Annotated in this window: 21 protein-coding genes and 4 pseudogenes; 11 read left to right on the top strand and 14 right to left on the bottom strand. The window is 67.1% G+C overall.

Annotated elements, in window-relative coordinates; genetic code table 11:
* Positions 1 to 272 precede the first annotated feature (272 nt).
* Both ACH4SI_RS13870 and ACH4SI_RS13865 read right to left on the bottom strand, forming a co-directional pair.
* Positions 273 to 362, bottom strand: coding sequence for a class III lanthipeptide (locus tag ACH4SI_RS13870; protein ID WP_398295918.1), 90 nt, complete (start codon positions 360 to 362; stop codon positions 273 to 275).
* Positions 363 to 427: 65 nt separating this feature from the next.
* Complete coding sequence (locus tag ACH4SI_RS13865; protein ID WP_398295917.1) at positions 428 to 604, bottom strand: hypothetical protein; 177 nt, start codon at positions 602 to 604, stop codon at positions 428 to 430.
* Positions 605 to 906: 302 nt separating this feature from the next.
* Here ACH4SI_RS13865 and ACH4SI_RS13860 point away from each other — a divergent pair, with 302 nt between their 5' ends.
* Entirely contained in the window at positions 907 to 1,554 is a 648-nt protein-coding gene (locus ACH4SI_RS13860; protein ID WP_398295916.1) for a response regulator, read from the top strand.
* A 130-nt stretch (positions 1,555 to 1,684) separates the two neighbouring features.
* Here the strand turns inward: ACH4SI_RS13860 and ACH4SI_RS13855 are convergent, their stop codons facing one another.
* Entirely contained in the window at positions 1,685 to 2,665 is a 981-nt protein-coding gene (locus ACH4SI_RS13855; RefSeq protein ID WP_398295915.1) for an ArsR/SmtB family transcription factor, read from the bottom strand.
* 980 nt (positions 2,666 to 3,645) lie between these two features.
* Here ACH4SI_RS13855 and ACH4SI_RS13850 point away from each other — a divergent pair.
* The 3 genes from ACH4SI_RS13850 to ACH4SI_RS13840 all read left to right on the top strand — a co-directional run bounded on the left by ACH4SI_RS13850 (position 3,646) and on the right by ACH4SI_RS13840 (position 5,445).
* On the top strand, positions 3,646 to 3,771 hold the full coding sequence (locus tag ACH4SI_RS13850) for a hypothetical protein (protein WP_398295914.1): 126 nt from the start codon (positions 3,646 to 3,648) through the stop codon (positions 3,769 to 3,771).
* A gap of 706 nt (positions 3,772 to 4,477) precedes the next feature.
* The gene (locus ACH4SI_RS13845; RefSeq protein WP_398295913.1) at positions 4,478 to 4,804 is read left to right on the top strand and encodes a hypothetical protein; all 327 of its coding nucleotides are present in this window, start codon (positions 4,478 to 4,480) and stop codon (positions 4,802 to 4,804) included.
* On the top strand, positions 4,804 to 5,445 hold the full coding sequence (locus ACH4SI_RS13840) for a nucleotidyl transferase AbiEii/AbiGii toxin family protein (RefSeq protein ID WP_398295912.1): 642 nt from the start codon (positions 4,804 to 4,806) through the stop codon (positions 5,443 to 5,445). Before ACH4SI_RS13845 ends, ACH4SI_RS13840 begins: the two co-directional genes overlap by 1 nt.
* 70 nt (positions 5,446 to 5,515) lie before the next feature.
* Here the strand turns inward: ACH4SI_RS13840 and ACH4SI_RS13835 are convergent.
* Together ACH4SI_RS13835 and ACH4SI_RS13830 are read right to left on the bottom strand one after the other, a co-directional pair.
* Positions 5,516 to 5,719, bottom strand: a pseudogene (locus ACH4SI_RS13835) (hypothetical protein); the annotation flags it as partial.
* 91 nt (positions 5,720 to 5,810) lie between these two features.
* Positions 5,811 to 5,933 (bottom strand): annotated as a pseudogene (locus ACH4SI_RS13830) (transcriptional regulator); the annotation flags it as partial.
* 3 nt (positions 5,934 to 5,936) lie between these two features.
* Between ACH4SI_RS13830 and ACH4SI_RS13825 the strand changes: the two are divergent.
* Positions 5,937 to 6,035: pseudogene (locus ACH4SI_RS13825) on the top strand (flavoprotein); the annotation flags it as partial.
* A gap of 111 nt (positions 6,036 to 6,146) precedes the next feature.
* Here the strand turns inward: ACH4SI_RS13825 and ACH4SI_RS13820 are convergent.
* Both ACH4SI_RS13820 and ACH4SI_RS13815 read right to left on the bottom strand, forming a co-directional pair.
* On the bottom strand, positions 6,147 to 6,926 hold the full coding sequence (locus tag ACH4SI_RS13820; protein ID WP_398295911.1) for a GntR family transcriptional regulator: 780 nt from the start codon (positions 6,924 to 6,926) through the stop codon (positions 6,147 to 6,149).
* The gene (locus tag ACH4SI_RS13815) at positions 6,923 to 7,465 is read right to left on the bottom strand and encodes a GntR family transcriptional regulator (protein WP_398295909.1); all 543 of its coding nucleotides are present in this window, start codon (positions 7,463 to 7,465) and stop codon (positions 6,923 to 6,925) included. Before ACH4SI_RS13815 ends, ACH4SI_RS13820 begins: the two co-directional genes overlap by 4 nt.
* 156 nt (positions 7,466 to 7,621) lie before the next feature.
* On the opposite strand from ACH4SI_RS13815, the gene ACH4SI_RS13810 reads away from it, so the two are divergent.
* Complete coding sequence (locus ACH4SI_RS13810; RefSeq protein WP_398295908.1) at positions 7,622 to 8,026, top strand: ATP-binding protein; 405 nt, start codon at positions 7,622 to 7,624, stop codon at positions 8,024 to 8,026.
* Positions 8,023 to 8,313 (top strand): hypothetical protein, encoded by a 291-nt coding sequence (locus ACH4SI_RS13805; protein ID WP_398295907.1) that lies wholly within the window; start codon positions 8,023 to 8,025, stop codon positions 8,311 to 8,313. The genes ACH4SI_RS13810 and ACH4SI_RS13805 overlap by 4 nt, the downstream gene beginning before the upstream one ends.
* A 446-nt stretch (positions 8,314 to 8,759) precedes the next feature.
* On the opposite strand, the gene ACH4SI_RS13800 is transcribed toward ACH4SI_RS13805, so the two are convergent.
* Positions 8,760 to 9,797 (bottom strand): hypothetical protein, encoded by a 1,038-nt coding sequence (locus ACH4SI_RS13800; RefSeq protein ID WP_398295906.1) that lies wholly within the window; start codon positions 9,795 to 9,797, stop codon positions 8,760 to 8,762.
* Between the two features lie 1,313 nt (positions 9,798 to 11,110).
* Here ACH4SI_RS13800 and ACH4SI_RS13795 point away from each other — a divergent pair.
* On the top strand, positions 11,111 to 11,263 hold the full coding sequence (locus ACH4SI_RS13795) for a hypothetical protein (RefSeq protein ID WP_398295905.1): 153 nt from the start codon (positions 11,111 to 11,113) through the stop codon (positions 11,261 to 11,263).
* Between the two features lie 159 nt (positions 11,264 to 11,422).
* Here the strand turns inward: ACH4SI_RS13795 and ACH4SI_RS13790 are convergent, their stop codons facing one another.
* The 4 genes from ACH4SI_RS13790 to ACH4SI_RS13775 all read right to left on the bottom strand — a co-directional run bounded on the left by ACH4SI_RS13790 (position 11,423) and on the right by ACH4SI_RS13775 (position 14,363).
* Entirely contained in the window at positions 11,423 to 11,815 is a 393-nt protein-coding gene (locus ACH4SI_RS13790) for a hypothetical protein (RefSeq protein WP_398295904.1), read from the bottom strand.
* Positions 11,816 to 11,970: 155 nt separating this feature from the next.
* Positions 11,971 to 13,506, bottom strand: a complete 1,536-nt coding sequence (locus ACH4SI_RS13785; RefSeq protein ID WP_398295903.1) for an MFS transporter — start codon at positions 13,504 to 13,506, stop codon at positions 11,971 to 11,973.
* A complete protein-coding gene (locus ACH4SI_RS13780; protein ID WP_398295902.1) occupies positions 13,503 to 14,057 on the bottom strand; it encodes a TetR/AcrR family transcriptional regulator in 555 nt (184 codons plus the stop codon). The genes ACH4SI_RS13785 and ACH4SI_RS13780 overlap by 4 nt, the downstream gene beginning before the upstream one ends.
* 144 nt (positions 14,058 to 14,201) lie before the next feature.
* Positions 14,202 to 14,363: a hypothetical protein gene (locus tag ACH4SI_RS13775; protein WP_398295901.1), complete on the bottom strand. Its 162-nt coding sequence runs from the start codon at positions 14,361 to 14,363 to the stop codon at positions 14,202 to 14,204.
* Positions 14,364 to 14,426: 63 nt separating this feature from the next.
* On the opposite strand from ACH4SI_RS13775, the gene ACH4SI_RS13770 reads away from it, so the two are divergent.
* A complete protein-coding gene (locus tag ACH4SI_RS13770; RefSeq protein WP_398295900.1) occupies positions 14,427 to 14,570 on the top strand; it encodes a hypothetical protein in 144 nt (47 codons plus the stop codon).
* A gap of 211 nt (positions 14,571 to 14,781) precedes the next feature.
* On the opposite strand, the pseudogene ACH4SI_RS13765 reads toward ACH4SI_RS13770, so the two are convergent.
* A pseudogene (locus tag ACH4SI_RS13765) lies at positions 14,782 to 15,069 on the bottom strand (FAD-dependent oxidoreductase); the annotation flags it as partial.
* A 51-nt stretch (positions 15,070 to 15,120) separates the two neighbouring features.
* Here ACH4SI_RS13765 and ACH4SI_RS13760 point away from each other — a divergent pair.
* The gene (locus tag ACH4SI_RS13760; RefSeq protein ID WP_398295899.1) at positions 15,121 to 15,651 is read left to right on the top strand and encodes a PadR family transcriptional regulator; all 531 of its coding nucleotides are present in this window, start codon (positions 15,121 to 15,123) and stop codon (positions 15,649 to 15,651) included.
* Positions 15,652 to 15,686: 35 nt separating this feature from the next.
* Here ACH4SI_RS13760 and ACH4SI_RS13755 read toward each other — a convergent pair whose 3' ends face one another.
* Entirely contained in the window at positions 15,687 to 16,925 is a 1,239-nt protein-coding gene (locus ACH4SI_RS13755) for a hypothetical protein (protein WP_398295898.1), read from the bottom strand.
* 140 nt (positions 16,926 to 17,065) lie between these two features.
* On the opposite strand from ACH4SI_RS13755, the gene ACH4SI_RS13750 reads away from it, so the two are divergent.
* Complete coding sequence (locus ACH4SI_RS13750; protein WP_398295897.1) at positions 17,066 to 17,857, top strand: hypothetical protein; 792 nt, start codon at positions 17,066 to 17,068, stop codon at positions 17,855 to 17,857.
* Positions 17,858 to 17,952: the final 95 nt, after the last annotated feature.

Raw genomic sequence — 17,952 nt, 5'->3', positions numbered from 1 at the left:
AGAACCGTGCACAGGAACCTGCGTAACCATGCCCGCTTCCGGCTGTCCGCGTACCTCTGCGTCATCACGTGGGGAAAGGCTAGCGGCCACGGCCCCCCGGCGCGCACAAACATCACCCGGTGTGATATACTCAACGCAGACCGTGAGGCGTCCGGGCTCCGACCCCTGCCCTCCGTGGAGAGCGTGAGCCGGAAGCGGCCGGGGAGGCCGCCCACATCGCGGCCTCCCCGACCCCGTTCCTCGGAACGGGTGGCTCTCGTCGACGTCGTGCGTCAGTGACACACGACAACGCTGACGGTGCTCACGGGAGCGTCGACGACGACCTCCTCGTCCAGCTCCTGAAGGGCCAGAACGTTCACCATGGAAAAACACCTCCTTCCACGCCTCGTCGGGGCGCCTGGCGTTCGACCGGGGCCGAACGTGGGCCTCAGTGGCAGCCGCCGAGGCTGATCGTGCTGATCGGCGCGTCGACGACGATTTCCTCGTCGAGCTCCTGCAAGGCCAGAACGTTCACCATTCGGTTCACCTCCCTCCTCAACTCATCGAGCGGGCGCGGGTTTGTGGCGCGCGGGCCGAGGAGCGCCGGCGCACCAGGGTCGGCCATGCGGAATTCCCGGCGATGGCGAACACGGCGTGCCCGGGATTCGCACCCCGACTCAGATCGCTTTCCCACTCACGGGATCTCATCTTTCATTCCCCCGCACCGATGGGCAATTCAGAAAAGGCAAGCCTTAATCGGAATCTTTCCCGCCGGTTGCCAACGAAATTTCGAACGCCGACCCCTGCGGCACCTCGGCGGCGAGATCAACAGCCGGACAGATTTTGCGGGTGACGGCCGGCCGGGAACGCCGAATGGCCGAATTCATCCACCCGTGAAGCGTGTTTCGGCCATGCCATCATGTCAGCATGACGACGCGCATTGTCCTGGCTGATGATCAAGCCAGCATACGGATGGGTTTTCGAAGCATTCTGGAAGCCCAGCCCGACCTGAAGATCGTCGGAGAGGCGGACAACGGAGTCGCGGCCCTGCGAGCGGCCCACTCCCTGAAGCCAGATGTGCTGCTCGCGGACATCCGTATGCCGGAGATGGACGGACTGGAGCTGACGCGCGAGATCGCCCGCTCCATGCCTTCCGTGCGCGTAGTGGTAGTCACCACCTTCGACCTCGACGAGTACGTGCACACCGCTCTGCGCGAGGGGGCCTGTGGCTTCCTCCTGAAGCGCTCCCGATCCGCCGTACTCGTCGAGGCCGTGCGCGCCGCCGCCAGCGGCGACTCCATGATCAGTCCTGAGATCACCACCCGGTTGCTCAGCCGCTTCCGGCGTGAACGTCGCACGGTCCGCCAGGTGAGCGAGCCGCTGACGTCACGGGAAGAGGAGGTGGCCCGGCTCGTAGCGGAAGGACTGACCAACTCCGAGATCGGTGCCGAGCTCTTCATCTCGGTGGGAACGGTCAAGACCCATCTGGCCCGGCTCCAGAAGAAGTTGGGAGTCCAGAACCGCGTGGGCATCGCCGCCTGGGCCTGGGAGTCCGGAATGATGGCTCAGGCGTAGGTCCCGCTGCTGCGTAGGGGCCAGGGGTCTGCCGAACGGCCGATACCGCTGGGCCCCTACCCCGCGACAGTATGGGGATCATGCCGAGACCATCAGGGAGCCATGCTTCGGGAGGGCCGGCCGGCGCCCGTCACGCGGGGGCCGGCTGCCCCGCGATGCCTATGGCCGACAACACGTGTCGCGACGCGACGCCGTTGCCCTGGAGCAGCAGACGGCCCAAGTGCGTCACCGTGTGGACGGCACGGCTCCCGCTCCGGTGCGTGGAGATCAACCCGGCCGCTCGCAGGACTGTGGTGTGCTGGCTCACCGCCGCGGTGGTCACTCCGAGCCGTTCGGCGAGTGCGGCGTTGCCGCAGCCTTCCCGCACCGCACGCAGCGCGGCCGCCCGCGTTCTCCCCATGAGCGCGGCCAGGTTGTCAGTGTCCTCACGCTGGTCGCCGCGCAGAGCGTTGGTGTCCGCCAGCAGGTCGGGAACGTCCTCCGAGCGTGGTCGAACGGGGATCGCCAGGAGAGGCGGTCTCTCCGGGGTGCTCCGACCGGCCCGCGCTATATGGCCAGGGCGTTGGAGGAACAGCGAAGGCGCCAACATGAGACCCCGTCCGTCCAGTCTCAGTTCGCCCGGGCGCACTCCCACGATCTCCAGCACGGGTGCCTTCCAACGGATCTGGGGCCCAAGGCTGTCGAGTAGTGCTCCGACTCCGTCTCGGGACATCGTGTCCCGCAGCGATTCCCGTGCGCAGTCCAGATGGACGCGAATCCGCTCCCGATGGGGTATCACGGCCAGCGCGGAGAAGTCCCGCACGGCGGAGAGGAGCTGAGCATGAGACGTGCTCCCGTCGATGCCGGGCGTCGCGTGCGGACGCTCCGCGTCGATACAGAGGTCCAGCATCTCTGCCACGCTGCTGACCACGCGTGTCAGTTTGGCGAGGCGCGCCGACCTCGGGGCCGGGTTTCCTAGGTATCTGCGTATCCGGCAGCGCCATTCATGAAAGCCGTCTTCGCCGGTCACATGCAGGGCTTCCATGGCGAAGAGAGCTTCCGTGAACGGAACGTCGCTTTCGCTGATTCTGATACGTGTCAGATCGTCAGCGGACAAGATGATGCGGTACATGGAGATGCGGCTCCCAACGAGGTGAGCATCGAATCGTGCTACGACCGATGCAGAGCGGTGGCTTGGGTCTCACTGCGCATTTCCTGGTTGTCAGGTGCTCTTCTTCGCTGTGCTTCTCGGATAGCTGACGCGACCGGCACTGAGGGCCGCGTCGAGGAGAGCGGGAGCGGTGCTCGACGAGGAGCGGCGGCGACGTGCGCCGAACCGGCATCCGCGGGGCGACTCCGCCTTCATGGTCCGATCGAGGCCAAGTGTTCCGGAGGCCCGCTCCAGCCTCATGTCGTCAGCACCAGTGGAGAGGCGCGGCGCGCAACGCGGGCCGGGAAGAACCGTGGCACGGCCACTTGGCACACGGTCACGTCGAGACCGTCCGGCACCCGCGGCCCGTGCTCAGCACGGCAGCTGGCGACGATGCCCGTGCAGCCAGAGGAGAGGCCGAGCGTGTCCCCGGCGGGTTTCCAGGCCACCTCGCCTTGTCCGTCCGCAACTCCAGCGCGTTCGCCGGTGACGGTGATCCCGTGCCCTGCTCCGGCTGTGGTCTGCCGCCTCCGCGTACGACGAGGGAGACCCACGCCCTGGCGAGGCCGAACCGGAGCTGATCATCACGAAGGCGAGTACCGAGATCGTCCAACCTGCCGGTACTCGAAAAGCCAGCACGCAGCACGTCCCCAGCCACGCCAGAAAGATTCTCCCCGCTCGTTCAAACACGCGGATCATGCTCTCAGGAGAGCGCTCCCACCGGTATCAGCCTTTCGGCAGATTGCGCTGCCCGGGCAGCTCGGGCGCTCGGCGCTGCGCAGGCGCCGAGGACGACGCCGGAGTCCGGGCGGCCGAGCGTCACCGCGCCGGTCATCGTCAGCGGTTGCGGCGACCACCACCAGTATCCGGAAGGATTCACTCTGTACACGGGCACGCTGTTCGCGCCGACGGCCGACCGCGACGAGCCCGGCCAGGGCTTCACCCACGAAGCCGGAGACTCCGTGCGCATCAGCAGCGCCCGGTTGGGCTCGCTCGTGAACACCGTCGGGGTTGCCGAAGAGCTGCCGCGCTGGGAGTTCGGCATCGCGCATCTGTTCCGGCACCTGATCGGGCGTTCCGGCGCCTGAGCGCGAACGGCGCCAACCACGCGCACGACACGAACGGACCCACCACGAGCGGCGTTGCCGACGCCGCTGGAGAGGAACCGCACATGTGCTACTTCTGGGCGCTGAACACGAATGGCCTCTCGCTGCGAGATGCCAGCGCCGACAGGCCCACCCAGGCGTCTTAACGGGTTGCCCTGGTACGCAGAAGGACACGTCCCTTGTGGATCATGGAGGAATCCAGGCGTCAAGACCTGCAAAGATGCCGTGTCCGTACCTCCAACGGTGGACTGGTCACGACTGCAACGCAGTGAGTTAAACCACGACGCGTCGCGCGCCGCTTTCCTCACCAGCGCCCGATGCTCGGCAGCCCGGGCGCGCGTGCCCTAACCGTGCCCTTCAGGGAAGCGAATGGGGGTCACCAGCGGTGCCATGAAACCACACCGACAGCACCTCTCAGCGTGCATATGCGCAGGTCAGAAGAGCTGAATGCCTTCAAGTCCTCGGTGATTCCCAAGCTCAGAGCGCGAGTTCGATTCTCGTCACCCGCTCCATAGCAAAGGCCCAGGTCACAGACCCGGGCCTTGTTTGTTGTCTAGACCTCTCTTTTGCCCCCGTGCCCGTTGCGTGCCAGATGCCGTCCCCCACCCCAGGGGCCGCGTTCACTCCCTCGTGCGCTCATCTCTCACTGCCCATGCGCTCAGCAGTCCCCATCAGGCATGCTGGACCCATGAGCAGGTATGCAGCGGCGAAGCCGTACGTACTGCCGGAATCGCTCGCCGAACTGAACGGGCCGACGGTCGGCAGCGTCACGCTGCCGCGCCACATCGACTGGGGACCACGCTACGTCTACGACCTGGCCGACGAAGCAGACTTCCGGCTGATGTACGAGCGCGTCATCCGCGAGGCCCAGACGCGCGACGACCTCAAGGTCTACCTGCATACCACGTCTCTGCGACAGGTATGGCAGGACCTGTTCCTGCCTTCCCCGGTCCGGACCGCCTGGGAAGCTCGCTTCCCCGAACTCCGCGGGTCCAGCACGACGGCTGCCGCCTAGTGGACGAACTGCACCGCCAACTGATCCGCATCGGCCTGGACGCGCTCGCCAAGGACTACGGATATGCCCTCGCTGGCGGCTACGCCGTCCAGGCTCACCACATCGTCAACCGTGTCAGTGACGACGTGGACCTCTTCGCACCGTTCGAGAGAGCGAGTCGTGAGATGAGCCAGGCCGCGGAGCGGATCACCACTGCGTACGAAGCCGTCGGCTACACCGTCGAGCAAGCCCACCTGACCCCCACCTACACCAGGTTGAACGTCACCGACCCAGCCTCGGGCGCACAGAGCAAGGTGGAGCTCGTCGCCGAATTCCTGCACCACACACCGGTCCACTCCGAGCTGGGCCCGGTCCTGCACCGCGACGATGTCGCCGCAGGCAAGACGAGCGCGCTGTTCACCCGGGCCGAGGTCCGCGACGCCATCGACGTCGCGGGGCTGTTGAAGGTCGGCTACACCCGCCAACGGCTCATGGAGCTCGCCGCGCAGAACGACGCCGGCTTCGACCGCCGCATGTTCGCCGACTCACTCGGCCGCATCCAGCGGTACAGCGACAAACAGTTCGCCGCCTACGGTCTCGACGCCGACCAAGCCGCCACGATCCGCGCCATCTTTGCCGACTGGCAGCACAAATTGCTCTGACCCCGCATGCCTCTCGCCGCAGGACAAGGGCTCGTCCACGAGTCTGGCACCGCTCGACGGGCACCCCGCGTCAGGCAGAGCGTGGACGCGGGGATAGCGGCGGTAGTCGCGACAGCAGTTGGAGCTTGGGTGTGAGAAGCTCCACCGCTTGTTCCCATCGGAACCGGTCACGGCCTCCACCCGCCTTCGGCTGGTTCGGCTCGTAGTCGGCGACGAGGACCCTCATCTCGCGCAGCCGGTCCAGGCTCTGCGAGTCGGCGGGATGCGCGGCCTGTTTCCTGAGCCGCGTTGATCAGCTTGCCGACGTCATCGGCGATCCCGGCCGCGCAGACGACGACATACAGGAACGGCTTTCTTCCGCTCGCTCACGCGGGTACTCCCAGTTCTCGGCTGAAGTGGTGCAGCTCGGGCAGGGTTCGACGGCGGTCACGGGCGACCATGCCAGCGACCAGCTCACGTACGGCCGGGCGCCGGATGTCTTGGGCCGCGCTCCCGCAGACGCGATCGCCGTCGCCCCGGCAACGTTCAACACGATCAACAAGTGGGCCGCCGGGATCGCGGACACCCTGCCCGGCTCTCGGTGCGCAGCGTTGAGGTAGGGCAGGACAGCAGTCGGGATGCCCATGCCGTACGCCTCGCACAGGACGGCTTGCCGGCGGAAGCGCGGCCACACTCGATGCGGCCGCGCGTCCAAGGGGCGATCAAGACGGGGTGAACTCGTACTGAAGCTCGTAGAGATGACCGGCCTTGGCCATCACCGTGGCCTCGATGGGGCGCTCGTCGTCGCTGTAGACCACCCGGAGCGTGCGCAGCACGGGCAGATTCCCCGGCAGGTCGAGCACCTTGTACTGCTCCTGAGTCGGTACGCGGGCGGACACCTTGTCGACGCTGAGGCGGGGCGGGTAGCCCAGCTCAGCCAGGAGGGCCGGGGTGCCGCCCTTGATCTTGCGGCGGTCCATCATCGTCGTTCCGCGGGCCAACTCCAGCGGGTAGTACGACTTCACCAGTTCCACCGGCTCGTCATCCATGAGCAGCACCTGCGTCCGCAGCAGGGCCGTGCCGTCCTCCGGGAGCCGCAGCGCCTCCGCCACATCGGCGGGCGGCCGGACCTCGGCCACGTCGAGGAGCCGACTGCTCCCGCGCGTCTGGTGACTGGCGGCCTCGCTGATCCACCGATACGGCTGGCCGGGCGCGGCCGGGGCCATGTACGAGGCGGGGCGCATGGTGCGCTGCCGATGCTCCCGTACAGTGACGGCCGCTCCGGCGCGGCCCACGGCCAGACCCTCGTCCTTCAGCAGCTGCAACGCCTTCTGGACGGTCGCGTTCGACGCGGTGAACCGCTCCTTGAGCTGCGCGGTCGAGGGCAGACTCGCGCCGGGGCGAAGGTCGCCCGACATGATCTCGTCGCGCAGGTCGGCGGCGATCCGCTCGTGCAGTGACCGCCGGTCGGCTGCGTCCTGTTCGGCTTTGGGCACGGTCATCCCATCGTGAGTTCGTAGCGCAGACGCTGCCGGTGGGCGGGCATGGTGATCAGATCGGCCTGGATCGGGCGCTCATCCCCGTCGAGGACAACACGCTCCAACCGCAGGACCGGCTCGTCGTCGGCGGTCTCCAACAGCTCCCGCTCTTCCTCGCTCGGCATCCGGGCCGTCACATCCTCCTGCACCCGCCGCCCCACGTACCCCAGCGCGGCAAGCAACGCCACCGCCCCGCCGCGGATCTTCGCGGTGCCCGCGAGGGCGGTCCCTGCTGCGATGTGTGCCGGGTAGTAGGAGTCGGTCAGTTCACACGGCTGCTCGTCCAGGTACATGATCCGCCGCCGCACGACGACCTGATCCCCCTCCGCAATCCCGAGCAACCGGGCCGCCACGTCCGGCGCGGGCACCTCCCCCGCCCCCACGATCCGCTGAGTGCCCCGACGCCCCCGCGCCGCGGTCTCCTGCCCCCACACATCACCCTGCCCTGCGGCAGCCGGCCGCAGGTAGGGCATCGAGGTGCTGATCCATGCGTCGCCGGGCATCGAACCCCTCCTCAAGCTTGATCGGACTCGCCAACCTTGCTGCTTTACACGGTAAGCGACCTCCTGGCCAGTGCCCTCGAGGCCACCTTGCCACCTTTCGCGAATGGCAATAAAGTGAGCTCCATCTCACAGCACGCTATGAGGCAGTGACTGACCGTGCGTCTGACGCATCAGCAGTTATTCACGCGGCGCAAGCCATCCATCCGGGCCAGCAGACAGTTCGTGACCCGAACGCTCTCCGAGTGGGGCTACGTCGACCGCTTAGACGAGATCCAGGTCTGCGTATCGGAACTCGCGACGAACGCGCTCCTCCACGGCGTGCCACCCGGCCGACTGTTCCGGGTCCGCGTCGAGGCGACGGAGGAAGAGGTACGCATCGAGGTACGCGACTCCGGCCCCAACCGCCCCGAACCCCAAGCCCCTCACTCCGACAGCGAACACGGCCGCGGTCTGCTCCTCGTCACCGAACTCGCGGACGCCTGGGGCCATATCGAGCACACCGTCGGCAAGACGGTCTGGTTCACCATGAAGCCGATGCCGACCACAGGACAGGCCGAGTGACACCCCGGCCCGAGAACAGCGGCGCCCGGAACCTGGACCAGCTCTACCGCGACGAAATCACCATGGCCATGAACTGGGTGATCCGCACCTGCCAGGACATTGTCCGCGAGTACAGCCACAAGTCGTTCTGGATCCCCACCGGACCCCCGGCCGGCACCGCGCCGACCACGGACCACCTCATCCACTCGGCCCGCACCGACGTGCTCAACAAGCTCCGTCACCAGATCGACGGCGCCGAGGCCATCATCAGCATTGCCGAGCACGAACGCGCCAAGCGCCAGCAGTGAGTTACGACCTCCTCTACGGGTTTTCAAGGCCCGCGCACGGCGCGGGCGCGCGCCGCCTCTGCGGCGCGGCCTGCCTCCTGTCTGCGCCCCGGCTGGCCGCGCCCGGCGGCGCGCAACGTGCAAGCGAGCAACGGTCGAGAAGTCACCCGCGGGCGCAAGATGATGCCTCCGGCGGGGGATCGGCCGACACCGGGAGCATCGGGGCACCATCGCCGAGTGCAAGTCCTTGGGTGGTGACAGGTGGTGGGCTTCCGTCCCGCACACCATCGACCCAGGCAGAGCCGAGCAGACACGGCCCAGCGGCGTCAAGGTCGTTCGTACAGTGGCGCGCTCCACTTTGACGCCCCTGAACCACGCCCGCTCCACGGTGTGTGGGTCGACGGCGTACGGGACGGAAGCTGGGTGGTATATCGCTTGATCGTGTACGCAACTTCTGAGCTTCCGGGTTACTCCCCAACGACCCTGGACCATTTTCCGAGGGCAGCAGTTTTTCGAAGTACACCCTCAACCGTCTTCGGGGCCGGGCGCCATAAACCGCGATGATTTACGCGAATTTTATTGCCATACGGTTTATCGCCTGCGCTGAAATTTCGCCACGTTCCATTCTGCCGCCGCCCCCGGGACGGAAGTACGTCGACTAGCCCGTAAGCAGCAAGTGCCTGTGTAGTGTCATACACATCACGCGATAAGCCGAATAGTCCAGCCCGCTGCCGCCAGAGGCCGGCAACCCATTCACTCTCCGCGCTCAGACTGAGCCACATAAAATAGGCTGCAATCTCGCTCTTGGTAAGCAGATGCACCCAGCCGCGGGTGAAAAACTGAAATGGGACCTTAATAATGGATTCGTGTTCTTGCGGCACGCGATACTCCACGAAACTTGCAGCTGAGCTGGCGGCGTCCTCGGAGAGTAGCTTGAACCCTTCATACCTATTCCTCACTCCCGGATCCCCGATATCGACCAGTCTGTGATTTGACAGCAGGTTCAGCGATGCGCGGAGTTGTCGAGTCTTGTTCGCTGTGTATGACGAGGGGCGCCCTCCTCCAGTGCTTGATTTCGCCGACACTGCCATCAAATCAACCCACGCGATCCCCTTGCTTCGTTTGGTGATCGGTATTTGATTTTCCCATCTCGCGCCTGAGCGAGCTTGAGCCTGCGCCACAAATAGCGCCACCAGGTGGAATTCCAGCGCCACTCCTTGCGGCAGAAGGAGCTTGGCCAGTGGTGGAAGGATGCGCTCTGCCGGGCGGCGCCTTTCGTCGAATTCAATGAACGATGGAAGTGCGTGCGGTGACCATAGGTCGCCGTAAGGCATCACACTGTTCCGGATGTAAGGAGTTCGGATTCGCACTGAAGGGCCGGAATTTCCGTCGGAATGCAGCTCTTCTAACGCCGCGAGCACATCCAGCAGTCCTCTTTGCTTTACGAGTTCCCTGACTGTATCTGCCCGCTTCAGGGCTCTCTCTTGGGTCTGTGTCGCAACCATCTGCTCCTACCCCCATCTGTGACGTCTTGGTCCGTCCCCTTGAAGATGTGTGCACACACGCGCGCGGACTAGGCGGACCAAGACGTCACAACGCAGTCCGCCCGCGCCCGCTGCAAGGTGCTCAGATTGACCTCAGCCGCAGACCGGCGGCTGAGGAGTGAAGGCGGCAGCGCCTCTACGCATCCACCGCCTCCACTCACCCAGCAACAGCAACCTCGGAGGAAACTGTGCCTACCCAGCCTCAGCACCTTGGCTCTGACACCAGCGCGTTCGTCGCTGTCGTCTTCGTCGGAGTCGTGCTCATCATGAGCCGCAGCGCAAGCGTCACTGAGCTGACGTCGCTCGGTGGGCTCTATGTCGCCTGGATCAGCCGCCCGCGTCGCAGCCAGCACCGGCTCTCCTGCTCGGCCGGGAACCGCTGGTGGAGCGCAAGGCTCGAGATGACCGGCTGGACGAGCACGGACGCGAGGTGGGGACGCGCAGCTGACATCCATCGCTGACATCAACGACAGCGGACAGCAGCAGAGGCGGTCGCACCCACGCGGCCGCCTCCTACTCTGTTGGATCAGTCCTGCTTGGGCAGGAACTAGCCGTTGTTCGAACTCCTAAGGCGGTGCTCAGTGAGTGCTGTACAGCAGCCATCGTGACCACAGAGGACCGCCACCGCGCGGCAGCGACTCTCCACCAGTTCAGCAGTCCCAACCAACCGCCCTGTCGTTCACATGGAGCCGCCAACCGTGTTTACATCTGCCGTGGGTCCGGTCCCATGATGACCGGGTCTTCGGCGCGTAGCCGAAATGGTACAGAGACCCCCAAGCTTTTCCGGGCGGAGATGTAGAAGACATCACGGGCCTCCTGGAACTCCCTATATGCACCCGTCCAGTCCTCAGCAGAACCGGAACGGATACCCCGAGCAAATTGCTCAAGAACCCAGGCCCGGCGCTGCATGGCCCTAGCTGCGGATATGGTCTCCGAATCACCCGTGAGTAGTACCGATTCAAACGCGTAACCTCGGTCCAGCTCAGCTTGCGCGAGCTCCTCCAGGCCGGATTCTTCGCCAACTGGTTGTGGCAGATTAAACAGCCCTTTCTCTGCCGCCAACCGTCCAGCCACTGACACGAATCTCTTAATCGCGTCGGCGTACCGGAGATACGATTCCAAACGGTGTTGATCCCAGCGCGTTGCCAACTCTCTGTTCCAGCGTGCCCGCTCGGTCAAGGCCGTGACTACATAAGAGCCTACCGCGCCGACGAGCACACCAATCAATGTGAATACTTGTCCCGACATACCCCGCCTCCCGGCCAACATGACCCTTGCCGCAGACCATACGACTACATGACTCGCGCAAGGCGCGCCCCGCGTCGGAGTACAGCAACCACCGCACCGGCCGCGGACTGCACGTCTTCGCGACAGCAGGCCAGGACGTGAGCGAGAACTTCGGCCTGGAGGACGCACTGGGTGCATAGCTCGCCCAGCGCCCCGCCGCCGTGCCCGTTGCGTGCCCGATCGGGCGGTGAAGCACGGTCGATCAGGGACCCTAAGGAGTCCTGGCGTGCAACAGCAGGTAGCCCGTTCCCGCAGGTGAGAGCTTGTTTCGGGCCTGTGAGGCCCGGTGATTCCCAAGGTCAGAGCGCGAGTTCGATTCTCGTCACCCGCTCCAGCACAAAGCCCCAGGCCAGCGGCCCGGGGCTTCTTTGTTGTCTAGATCTCTCTCGGCGTCTTGCACCAGATGCGGAGTCATCGGCGGTCTTCTCGGTCGGGCGCTGTCGTGGCAGCAGGCACGGCCGACAGGGAGAGTCCTGACTGCCGCCCATGACTACAGCGATCTGCACGACTTCATCGAGCGGCTTGAGCCCGAGCAGGTCGAAGAGCTGCGTCGACATTCCCTGCGACTGGTGAAGACGCCTCCGCCGAGCCGGTTCCGCGTCCTGCGAAGCTTCGACGGGCCGTCGGACGACCTTGGAGCTCGTGCCAAGGACATCGCTCGCGAGGAGCTCGGCGAGGCCGATGCTGATCATTGACACCGGCCCGCGTCGCTCTGCTGAACCGCAACGACCCCGAACCATAAGGGCTGTGCCGAGCTGCTGGAGTCCCACGACGGCGAACTACCACTGGCACCGAGATCAACCATCGCTGACCGCCTACGACCAAGGGGAACTCCAGACTCGTTCAGCTAGTCGGCCAGTCGCTGACGGCGCAGCAGGAACCACGCCGCCACTGCGGTTGCCAGGAGCACGCCCGCACCGACGCCGGCCGCGATCCGCAGACCGCCGACGAACGCGTCCCGCGCCGTGGCCAGCAAGGCCGTCCCCGCCTCGGGCGGCAGCGCGGCGGCCGCCTCGACGGCACCGCCGATCGAGTCCTCCGCCCTGTCGGCCGCCGGGCCCGGCACCCCCACCGGCGGGGTAAAGCCGCGGTAGGCACCGGTCACGATGGAGCCGAGCACCGCGATGCCGAGCGCCGCGCCCAGTTCGTACGCGGTCTCCGACACGGCGGACGCCGCTCCCGCCTGGTCCTTCGGCACGGTGGAGAGGATCACGTCGGCGGTGACGGTGAACGCGAGACCCGCGCCGGCACCGACCACCAGCAGGACCGCTCCGAGGAGCGGGTAACCGGTATCGGTGCGCAGCCAGAGGAGAGCGGCCAGAGCGAGCCCGATCGCCGCCAGACCGCCTGAGACCACCGCCCGCACGGAGAAGCGGCGGGCGGCGCGTCCCGCCAGCAGCCCTGCCACCACGGCTCCGACCGCTGTGGGGAGTTCGGCGAGTCCGGCCTCCAGCGGGTCCCGGCCCTGCACCAGTTGCAGGTACTGCGACAGGAAGAAGACCAGCCCGGAGAGGCCGAGAACGGTGAACAGGTCGGCGAGGACCGCACCCGAGAAGCCCCGGTGATGGAAGAGCCGCATGTCGAGCAGTGGGGCGGGGAGCGTCAGCTGCCGCCGTACGAACCACCCCAGGGCCAGCACCCCGACCACGCCCGTGGCCGCGAGGTCCCCGCGCACTCCGTACACCGCCGTCTCCTTGACCGCGTAGACGACACCGACCATGCCGACGAGGGAGAGCAGCACGCTGGGCAGGTCCCATGGTCCGGGCGCCGGGTCACGCGACTCGGGGAGCAGCTTCGCTCCGACGATCACGAGGAGCGCCATGACGGGGAGGTTGATCAGGAAGACCGAGCCCCACCAGAAGTGTTCGAGCAGGAAACCGCCGAGGACCGGGCCGACGGCCATGCCCGCCGAGGCCGTCGCACCCCAGATGCCGACGGCCAGGCTGCGCTCCCGGGGGTTCCGGAAGAGGTTGCGGATGAGGGCGAGGGTGGAGGGCATGAGGGTCGCGCCCGCGACGCCGAGCAGCGCCCGCGCGCCGATCATCATCTCCGCGCTCTGCGCGTACGCCGTCAGCGCGGACACAGCGCCGAAGGCAACCGAGCCGCCGAGCAGCAACTTCTTGCGCCCGATGCGGTCGCCGAGGCCCCCCATGGAGACCAGCAGGCCCGCGATGACGAAGGAATATATGTCTCCGATCCACAGCAGCTGGGTGCTGGAGGGCCCGAGATCCTCGCTCAGGAACGGGGTCGCCAGCCCCAGGACGGTCGCGTCGACCGCGACCAGGAGGACGGCGAGGACGAGCACGGCGAGCGCCAGCCAGCGGCCGGGCCGCGGGGGCGCCTCGGCACTCTCTTCCCTGGCCTCGACGGGGCTCCCGCTCATGCGTCCCCGCTCCCCCGCCGCGCACCGCCGAGCAGCAGCTCCAGCACCATGTACTCCACGTCCTTGGCGGCGAGCCGCCCGTCGTAGACGCCCCACGCAGCCGACGCCATGAGCCCGTACATGGCCTCTGTCAGCCACACGGGTGTCAGGTCGATGCGGAATTTCCCCTGCTCCTGGCCGCGGCGGAAGAGCGCGGTGATACGGGCGTCGAGCCGCGCCCAGCCCGTGTTGATCTCCGCGCCCTCGAAGAGCTGGTTCTCGCTGTAGAGAAAGGCGAGGAAGCCGGAGACCGGCTGAATGGCCCCCACGAGCCGGCGCAGCGCCTCGACCGCGTCGCCCTCCTCGATGTGGGCCGTGTCCAGTGCCGCCTCGAACCGCTCGATGCCCAGCTCCTCCAGAGCCCGGATGAGCGCGTCGCGCCCGGCGAAGTGCCGGTGGAGCGTGGCACGGCTGATCCCCGCCGCCTTGGCGATGTCGTCCATCGAGGCGGTGGCCCTGCGGGTGAGCAGGGCGGCGGCATCGCGCAATACGTCTTTGGGGTCAACGGCCATGCGATAACCATAGCCCTTATAAGACGTTGATGTCTCATAAGGAACGCACTTGCCTCACCTGCGGCCGTCTCAGGCACGGACTGACCGGGACGACGGGCGAAGCATGCCTCAGACTCGCCTGCCGCCTGATCGCCCACCGGCAACTCAGCTCTTCGTACCCGTCGTTGCTTGCTTGAGCGGGACATCGGCCAGGGGGATTCCCTCGCCGAGGCGGGTGAGTACGTCGGCGAGCGCGTCCATCACGTTCCACCGCCCCGGCTCCCGGTCGGCCAGCGACATCGCGGCCAGCCGTGCGCCGATCAGCACCCCGGCCAAGCATCACGGCCTCCGGGGTCGTCGTCCTCGGGGCGCCCGACGGCCGTCGCCATCGTGCGGGCGATCGCCGACGTGCTGGCGATCGCCGACGTGCTGTGGAGTGCCGTCTCCCCGACGGTCGCGTTCTCCTACCTGACGGCCTGGATGCTCCTGGCCTTGGCCGGCCTACTGTTCGCCGGCCGACGCCCGAGCCACTGACGCCCACCGACTCCAAGGCCCCGACCTTCCTCGCCATGACCGGCTACGAACAGGTCCGTTCCATCGCCGCCGCCCTGGCAGGAGACCGCGCGGCGGTCGCGTGGTGGATGCTGACGGACACGCCAGCGGCTACGAGCGGTGACGCCCTCGGCGTCTCCTCGGCGGCGACCAGCCGCTTGCCGTACGCGAACCGAACGCCCGCGGCGACCGCATGGTCGGTCAGTGCCCGGAACAGACAGTCGCGCGGCAGCATCAGCGTGGCGGGCAGTTCCGGGAATCCGCCGAAGCCGGCGAGGGGGTTGCCGGCGCCATCCGCCATCACCATGCCGGGCACCGGCTGCCCGACGGCCTTCACCGCCGCGTCGGCACCGACCGTCGCCAGCGCCGCCTGACCGTTCGGCGCCAGGCCCAGCCAGGCCCCCACGCCGTCCGCCGCGCGGGGATACGCCTCGTAGACCGTCGCCCCGATGCCCGCCTTGCGCAGTGCGAGCGCCGTCACCGGGCCCGCTACACCGCCTCCGATGACCAGTGCTGTCCGTATACCGGAGCCGTGGCCGCGGTTATCGCCAAGGAGCAGGTCGTCAACGTCGGCCAGCGGGCCGGGCTGTATCGCACCATCGAGCGGCTACAGGCCGGCGGGCTGATCACCGTCCGGCAGACCGAGCGCGACCAGCAGTACCCCGAGCGGACCGTCTATGAGGTCACCGATGAGGGCCGGGCGGTCACCCGTGAGTGGCTGGAGCAGATGCTGGCGGTGCCCAAGGCCGAGTTCCCCGTGTTCCCGGCGGCGCTGTCGAACATGCTCCTGCTCAGCCCGGACGAGGTGGCACCGATCCTGGAACGACGGGCAGCACGACTCGCCGCCCAACGTGCCGAACTGGAGCGTCAGTCCGCCGACGCCGCGACCGGGCTGCCGCGCATCACTCTGATCGAGAACGAATACCTGCTCGCCGTCCTTGTCGCCGAGGAGGGCTGGCTACGGGGGGTGATCAGCGATCTGCGGGACGGAAGCCTGACCTGGTCCCCGGAGATGCTCGCTGCGTTCCAGGAGGCATCCGCACCAGATTCGGCTGCGACCTGACACGGTCAGCCAGGACGTAGGGGGCGAACCGTTCTTCACCTGGGCCCGTCGCTCTTCATCAAAGGAGCACCTCGCGCAGGCAGCGCCTCGGAGGCCGCGCCGCTCATGCGCAGGCGCTCGACCAGGAGGGGCAGTCCGACGACGACTATCAACCACACCTGCACGTAGAGCCTGTCGCCCTCCATCGCCACCGGGTGGGCCACGGACGTCAGCAGGCCCGTACCGCCCACGGCGATCAGGCACAGGGCGATGGGCACCGAGCGGCTGATCGCGCCCCAGGCGCCCAGCGCCAGGAGGAGGAGCAGAGAAGGAGCCAGTGCCTCTGTCTGTAGCCACTGCCACCAGTAGTTGACGTTGAGCCGGGCCAACCGGCGCCAGGGGTCGGCGACTTCGGAGTACGTCCAGTGGAGGGAGAAGGTGTCCTGGAGCGACGCCTCCCACCCGGGCAGCCGGAGCATCCTGCTCGCCGCGAAGGCGACCAAGGACTCGAAGAGCGAGACGATGAGCAGGCAGCGCATGCCCTTGTGCCGGGCCTGTGGAATGAAGATCAGCGCCGTGGCGCTCGCCGCCACCAGGCATGGCCCCACCAGGGCGAAGCTCGAGTACTTGACCGCGAAACCCAGCGCGAAGGCCCCCAGGGACAGCAGGGCCCCCGCCACCCACCGGCCCTGGCACAGCCACACCGCGCCGAGCAGCATGGCCACCATGAGGGCGATCACCGGCCCCTCCGTCATGGGCCGGCTGCCCCACAGCCCTATGGGCGTGACGTAATAGAGGCACTGACCGAGCCATGCCACGGGAGGCGGTGCACGCAGCGCGCGCAGGAGCACCAGGACCAACAGCCCTCCGAGCGCCGTGAAGCCCAGCGCAACGGCCGTCAGCCCCGCCTTGGCCCCCAGGAGCCGGACGAACGGTGCGGCCAGCAGGGGATAGGCGGGACGAGCGTGGAAGAGCGCCTCGTACCGCGGGTTGCTGGGGTTGAGGCCCTTCGCGTACTGGGTCAGGCAGTCCTGGAACTCCTTGGGGCGCACCGGGGCCCGGAACTCGATCTGGTGCAGCATGCGGCCTCGCTGAAGCATGGCCGCCGTGTCCGCGCAGTAGGCCCGCAGCGCACTGTCCTGGGCTTTCCGGTGGGGGGCGCCCAGGAACTCGTACGCCGAGCGGGCGTAGCGGTATGAGTCGTTGGCGAAGCGCGTGGCGGGATAGGCGAAGACGTGCAGTAACACGAAGACGACGACCGTCAGTGGCGGGGCGATCTTGTGTATGCGACTCATGACATACACCCTAAAGGCGGACAAACATGGCAACATCTCGAATCGTCCACCAGGGTGCGGCGGTCTTGGCCCACCGGGGCGGCCAGGCCACGCCCCGCGCGCTCAGGTTGCGTACAGGAGGACCGTGCCAGCCTCCCGCCATGACAACCACGACACAGCAGTCCGAAGCGGTGCCGGGCCACCGGCGCGTGTGGAACAAGGTCCCGGAGGTCACGGCCTACTTCTGGATCATCAAGGTCCTGTGCACCACGGTCGGTGAGACCGCGGCGGACTATCTGAACGACACCTTGGGCTTCGGCCTCACCAACACCACCTGGATCATGAGCGCCCTGCTGATCGGCGCACTGGTCGTGCAGTTCCGGTCCGCGCGGTACATCCCCGGGGTCTACTGGCTGTCCGTCGTGCTGATCAGCATCGTCGGCACACTGGTCACCGACAACCTGACGGACGGCATGCACGTACCGCTGGAGACGACGACCATCGTCTTCACCATCGTGCTGGGCGGCACCTTCGCGCTGTGGTACGCGAGCGAGAAGACCCTGTCCATCCACACCATTCACACCACCCGCCGAGAGGCGTTCTACTGGGCGGCGATCCTGTTCACCTTCGCCCTGGGCACCGCGGCGGGCGATCTGACGGCGGAGAAACTGGCCCTGGGCTACTGGGTGTCCGCCCTCATGTTCGGCGCACTGATCGTGGCCGTGGCCGTCGCGCACTTCTGGTTCCGGCTCAACGCGGTCACGGCGTTCTGGATCGCGTACGTGCTGACGCGCCCCCTGGGCGCCTCCCTCGGGGACGGCCTGTCCCAGCCACGCGCGAACGGCGGGCTCGCCCTCGGCACGGTCGGGACCAGCGCGCTCTTCCTCACCACGATCCTGGGCCTGGTCGTCTACCTGACCGCCACCCGAAAGGACCGGGAGCCGCTCGGCTGACGCACCTCCGGCACTCAGGGTCACGGTCACGGACTGTGTCCGACCGTGCTCACCTGTACGCGACCTGAATACGTCACGGCCGGGCCAGGGCCCGT

It is taken from the genome of Streptomyces sp. NPDC021212 (assembly GCF_044332925.1).
Classification (GTDB): Bacteria; Actinomycetota; Actinomycetes; order Streptomycetales; family Streptomycetaceae; genus Streptomyces.
The sequence above is the reverse complement of the archived record's forward strand: the minus strand, read 5'-3'. Positions and strand labels throughout refer to the sequence as shown.

Excerpts from the sequence above, each read along its gene's own strand:
- ACH4SI_RS13870 (WP_398295918.1), bottom strand. The coding sequence starts at position 362 with ATGGTGAACGTTCTGGCCCTTCAGGAGCTGGACGAGGAGGTCGTCGTC.
- ACH4SI_RS13865 (WP_398295917.1), bottom strand. The coding sequence starts at position 604 with ATGGCCGACCCTGGTGCGCCGGCGCTCCTCGGCCCGCGCGCCACAAAC.
- ACH4SI_RS13860 (WP_398295916.1), top strand. The coding sequence starts at position 907 with ATGACGACGCGCATTGTCCTGGCTGATGATCAAGCCAGCATACGGATG.
- ACH4SI_RS13855 (WP_398295915.1), bottom strand. The coding sequence starts at position 2,665 with ATGTACCGCATCATCTTGTCCGCTGACGATCTGACACGTATCAGAATC.
- ACH4SI_RS13845 (WP_398295913.1), top strand. The coding sequence starts at position 4,478 with ATGAGCAGGTATGCAGCGGCGAAGCCGTACGTACTGCCGGAATCGCTC.
- ACH4SI_RS13820 (WP_398295911.1), bottom strand. The coding sequence starts at position 6,926 with ATGACCGTGCCCAAAGCCGAACAGGACGCAGCCGACCGGCGGTCACTG.
- ACH4SI_RS13815 (WP_398295909.1), bottom strand. The coding sequence starts at position 7,465 with ATGCCCGGCGACGCATGGATCAGCACCTCGATGCCCTACCTGCGGCCG.
- ACH4SI_RS13800 (WP_398295906.1), bottom strand. The coding sequence starts at position 9,797 with ATGGTTGCGACACAGACCCAAGAGAGAGCCCTGAAGCGGGCAGATACA.
- ACH4SI_RS13790 (WP_398295904.1), bottom strand. The coding sequence starts at position 11,815 with ATGATCAGCATCGGCCTCGCCGAGCTCCTCGCGAGCGATGTCCTTGGC.
- ACH4SI_RS13785 (WP_398295903.1), bottom strand. The coding sequence starts at position 13,506 with ATGAGCGGGAGCCCCGTCGAGGCCAGGGAAGAGAGTGCCGAGGCGCCC.
- ACH4SI_RS13780 (WP_398295902.1), bottom strand. The coding sequence starts at position 14,057 with ATGGCCGTTGACCCCAAAGACGTATTGCGCGATGCCGCCGCCCTGCTC.
- ACH4SI_RS13755 (WP_398295898.1), bottom strand. The coding sequence starts at position 16,925 with ATGAGTCGCATACACAAGATCGCCCCGCCACTGACGGTCGTCGTCTTC.
- ACH4SI_RS13750 (WP_398295897.1), top strand. The coding sequence starts at position 17,066 with ATGACAACCACGACACAGCAGTCCGAAGCGGTGCCGGGCCACCGGCGC.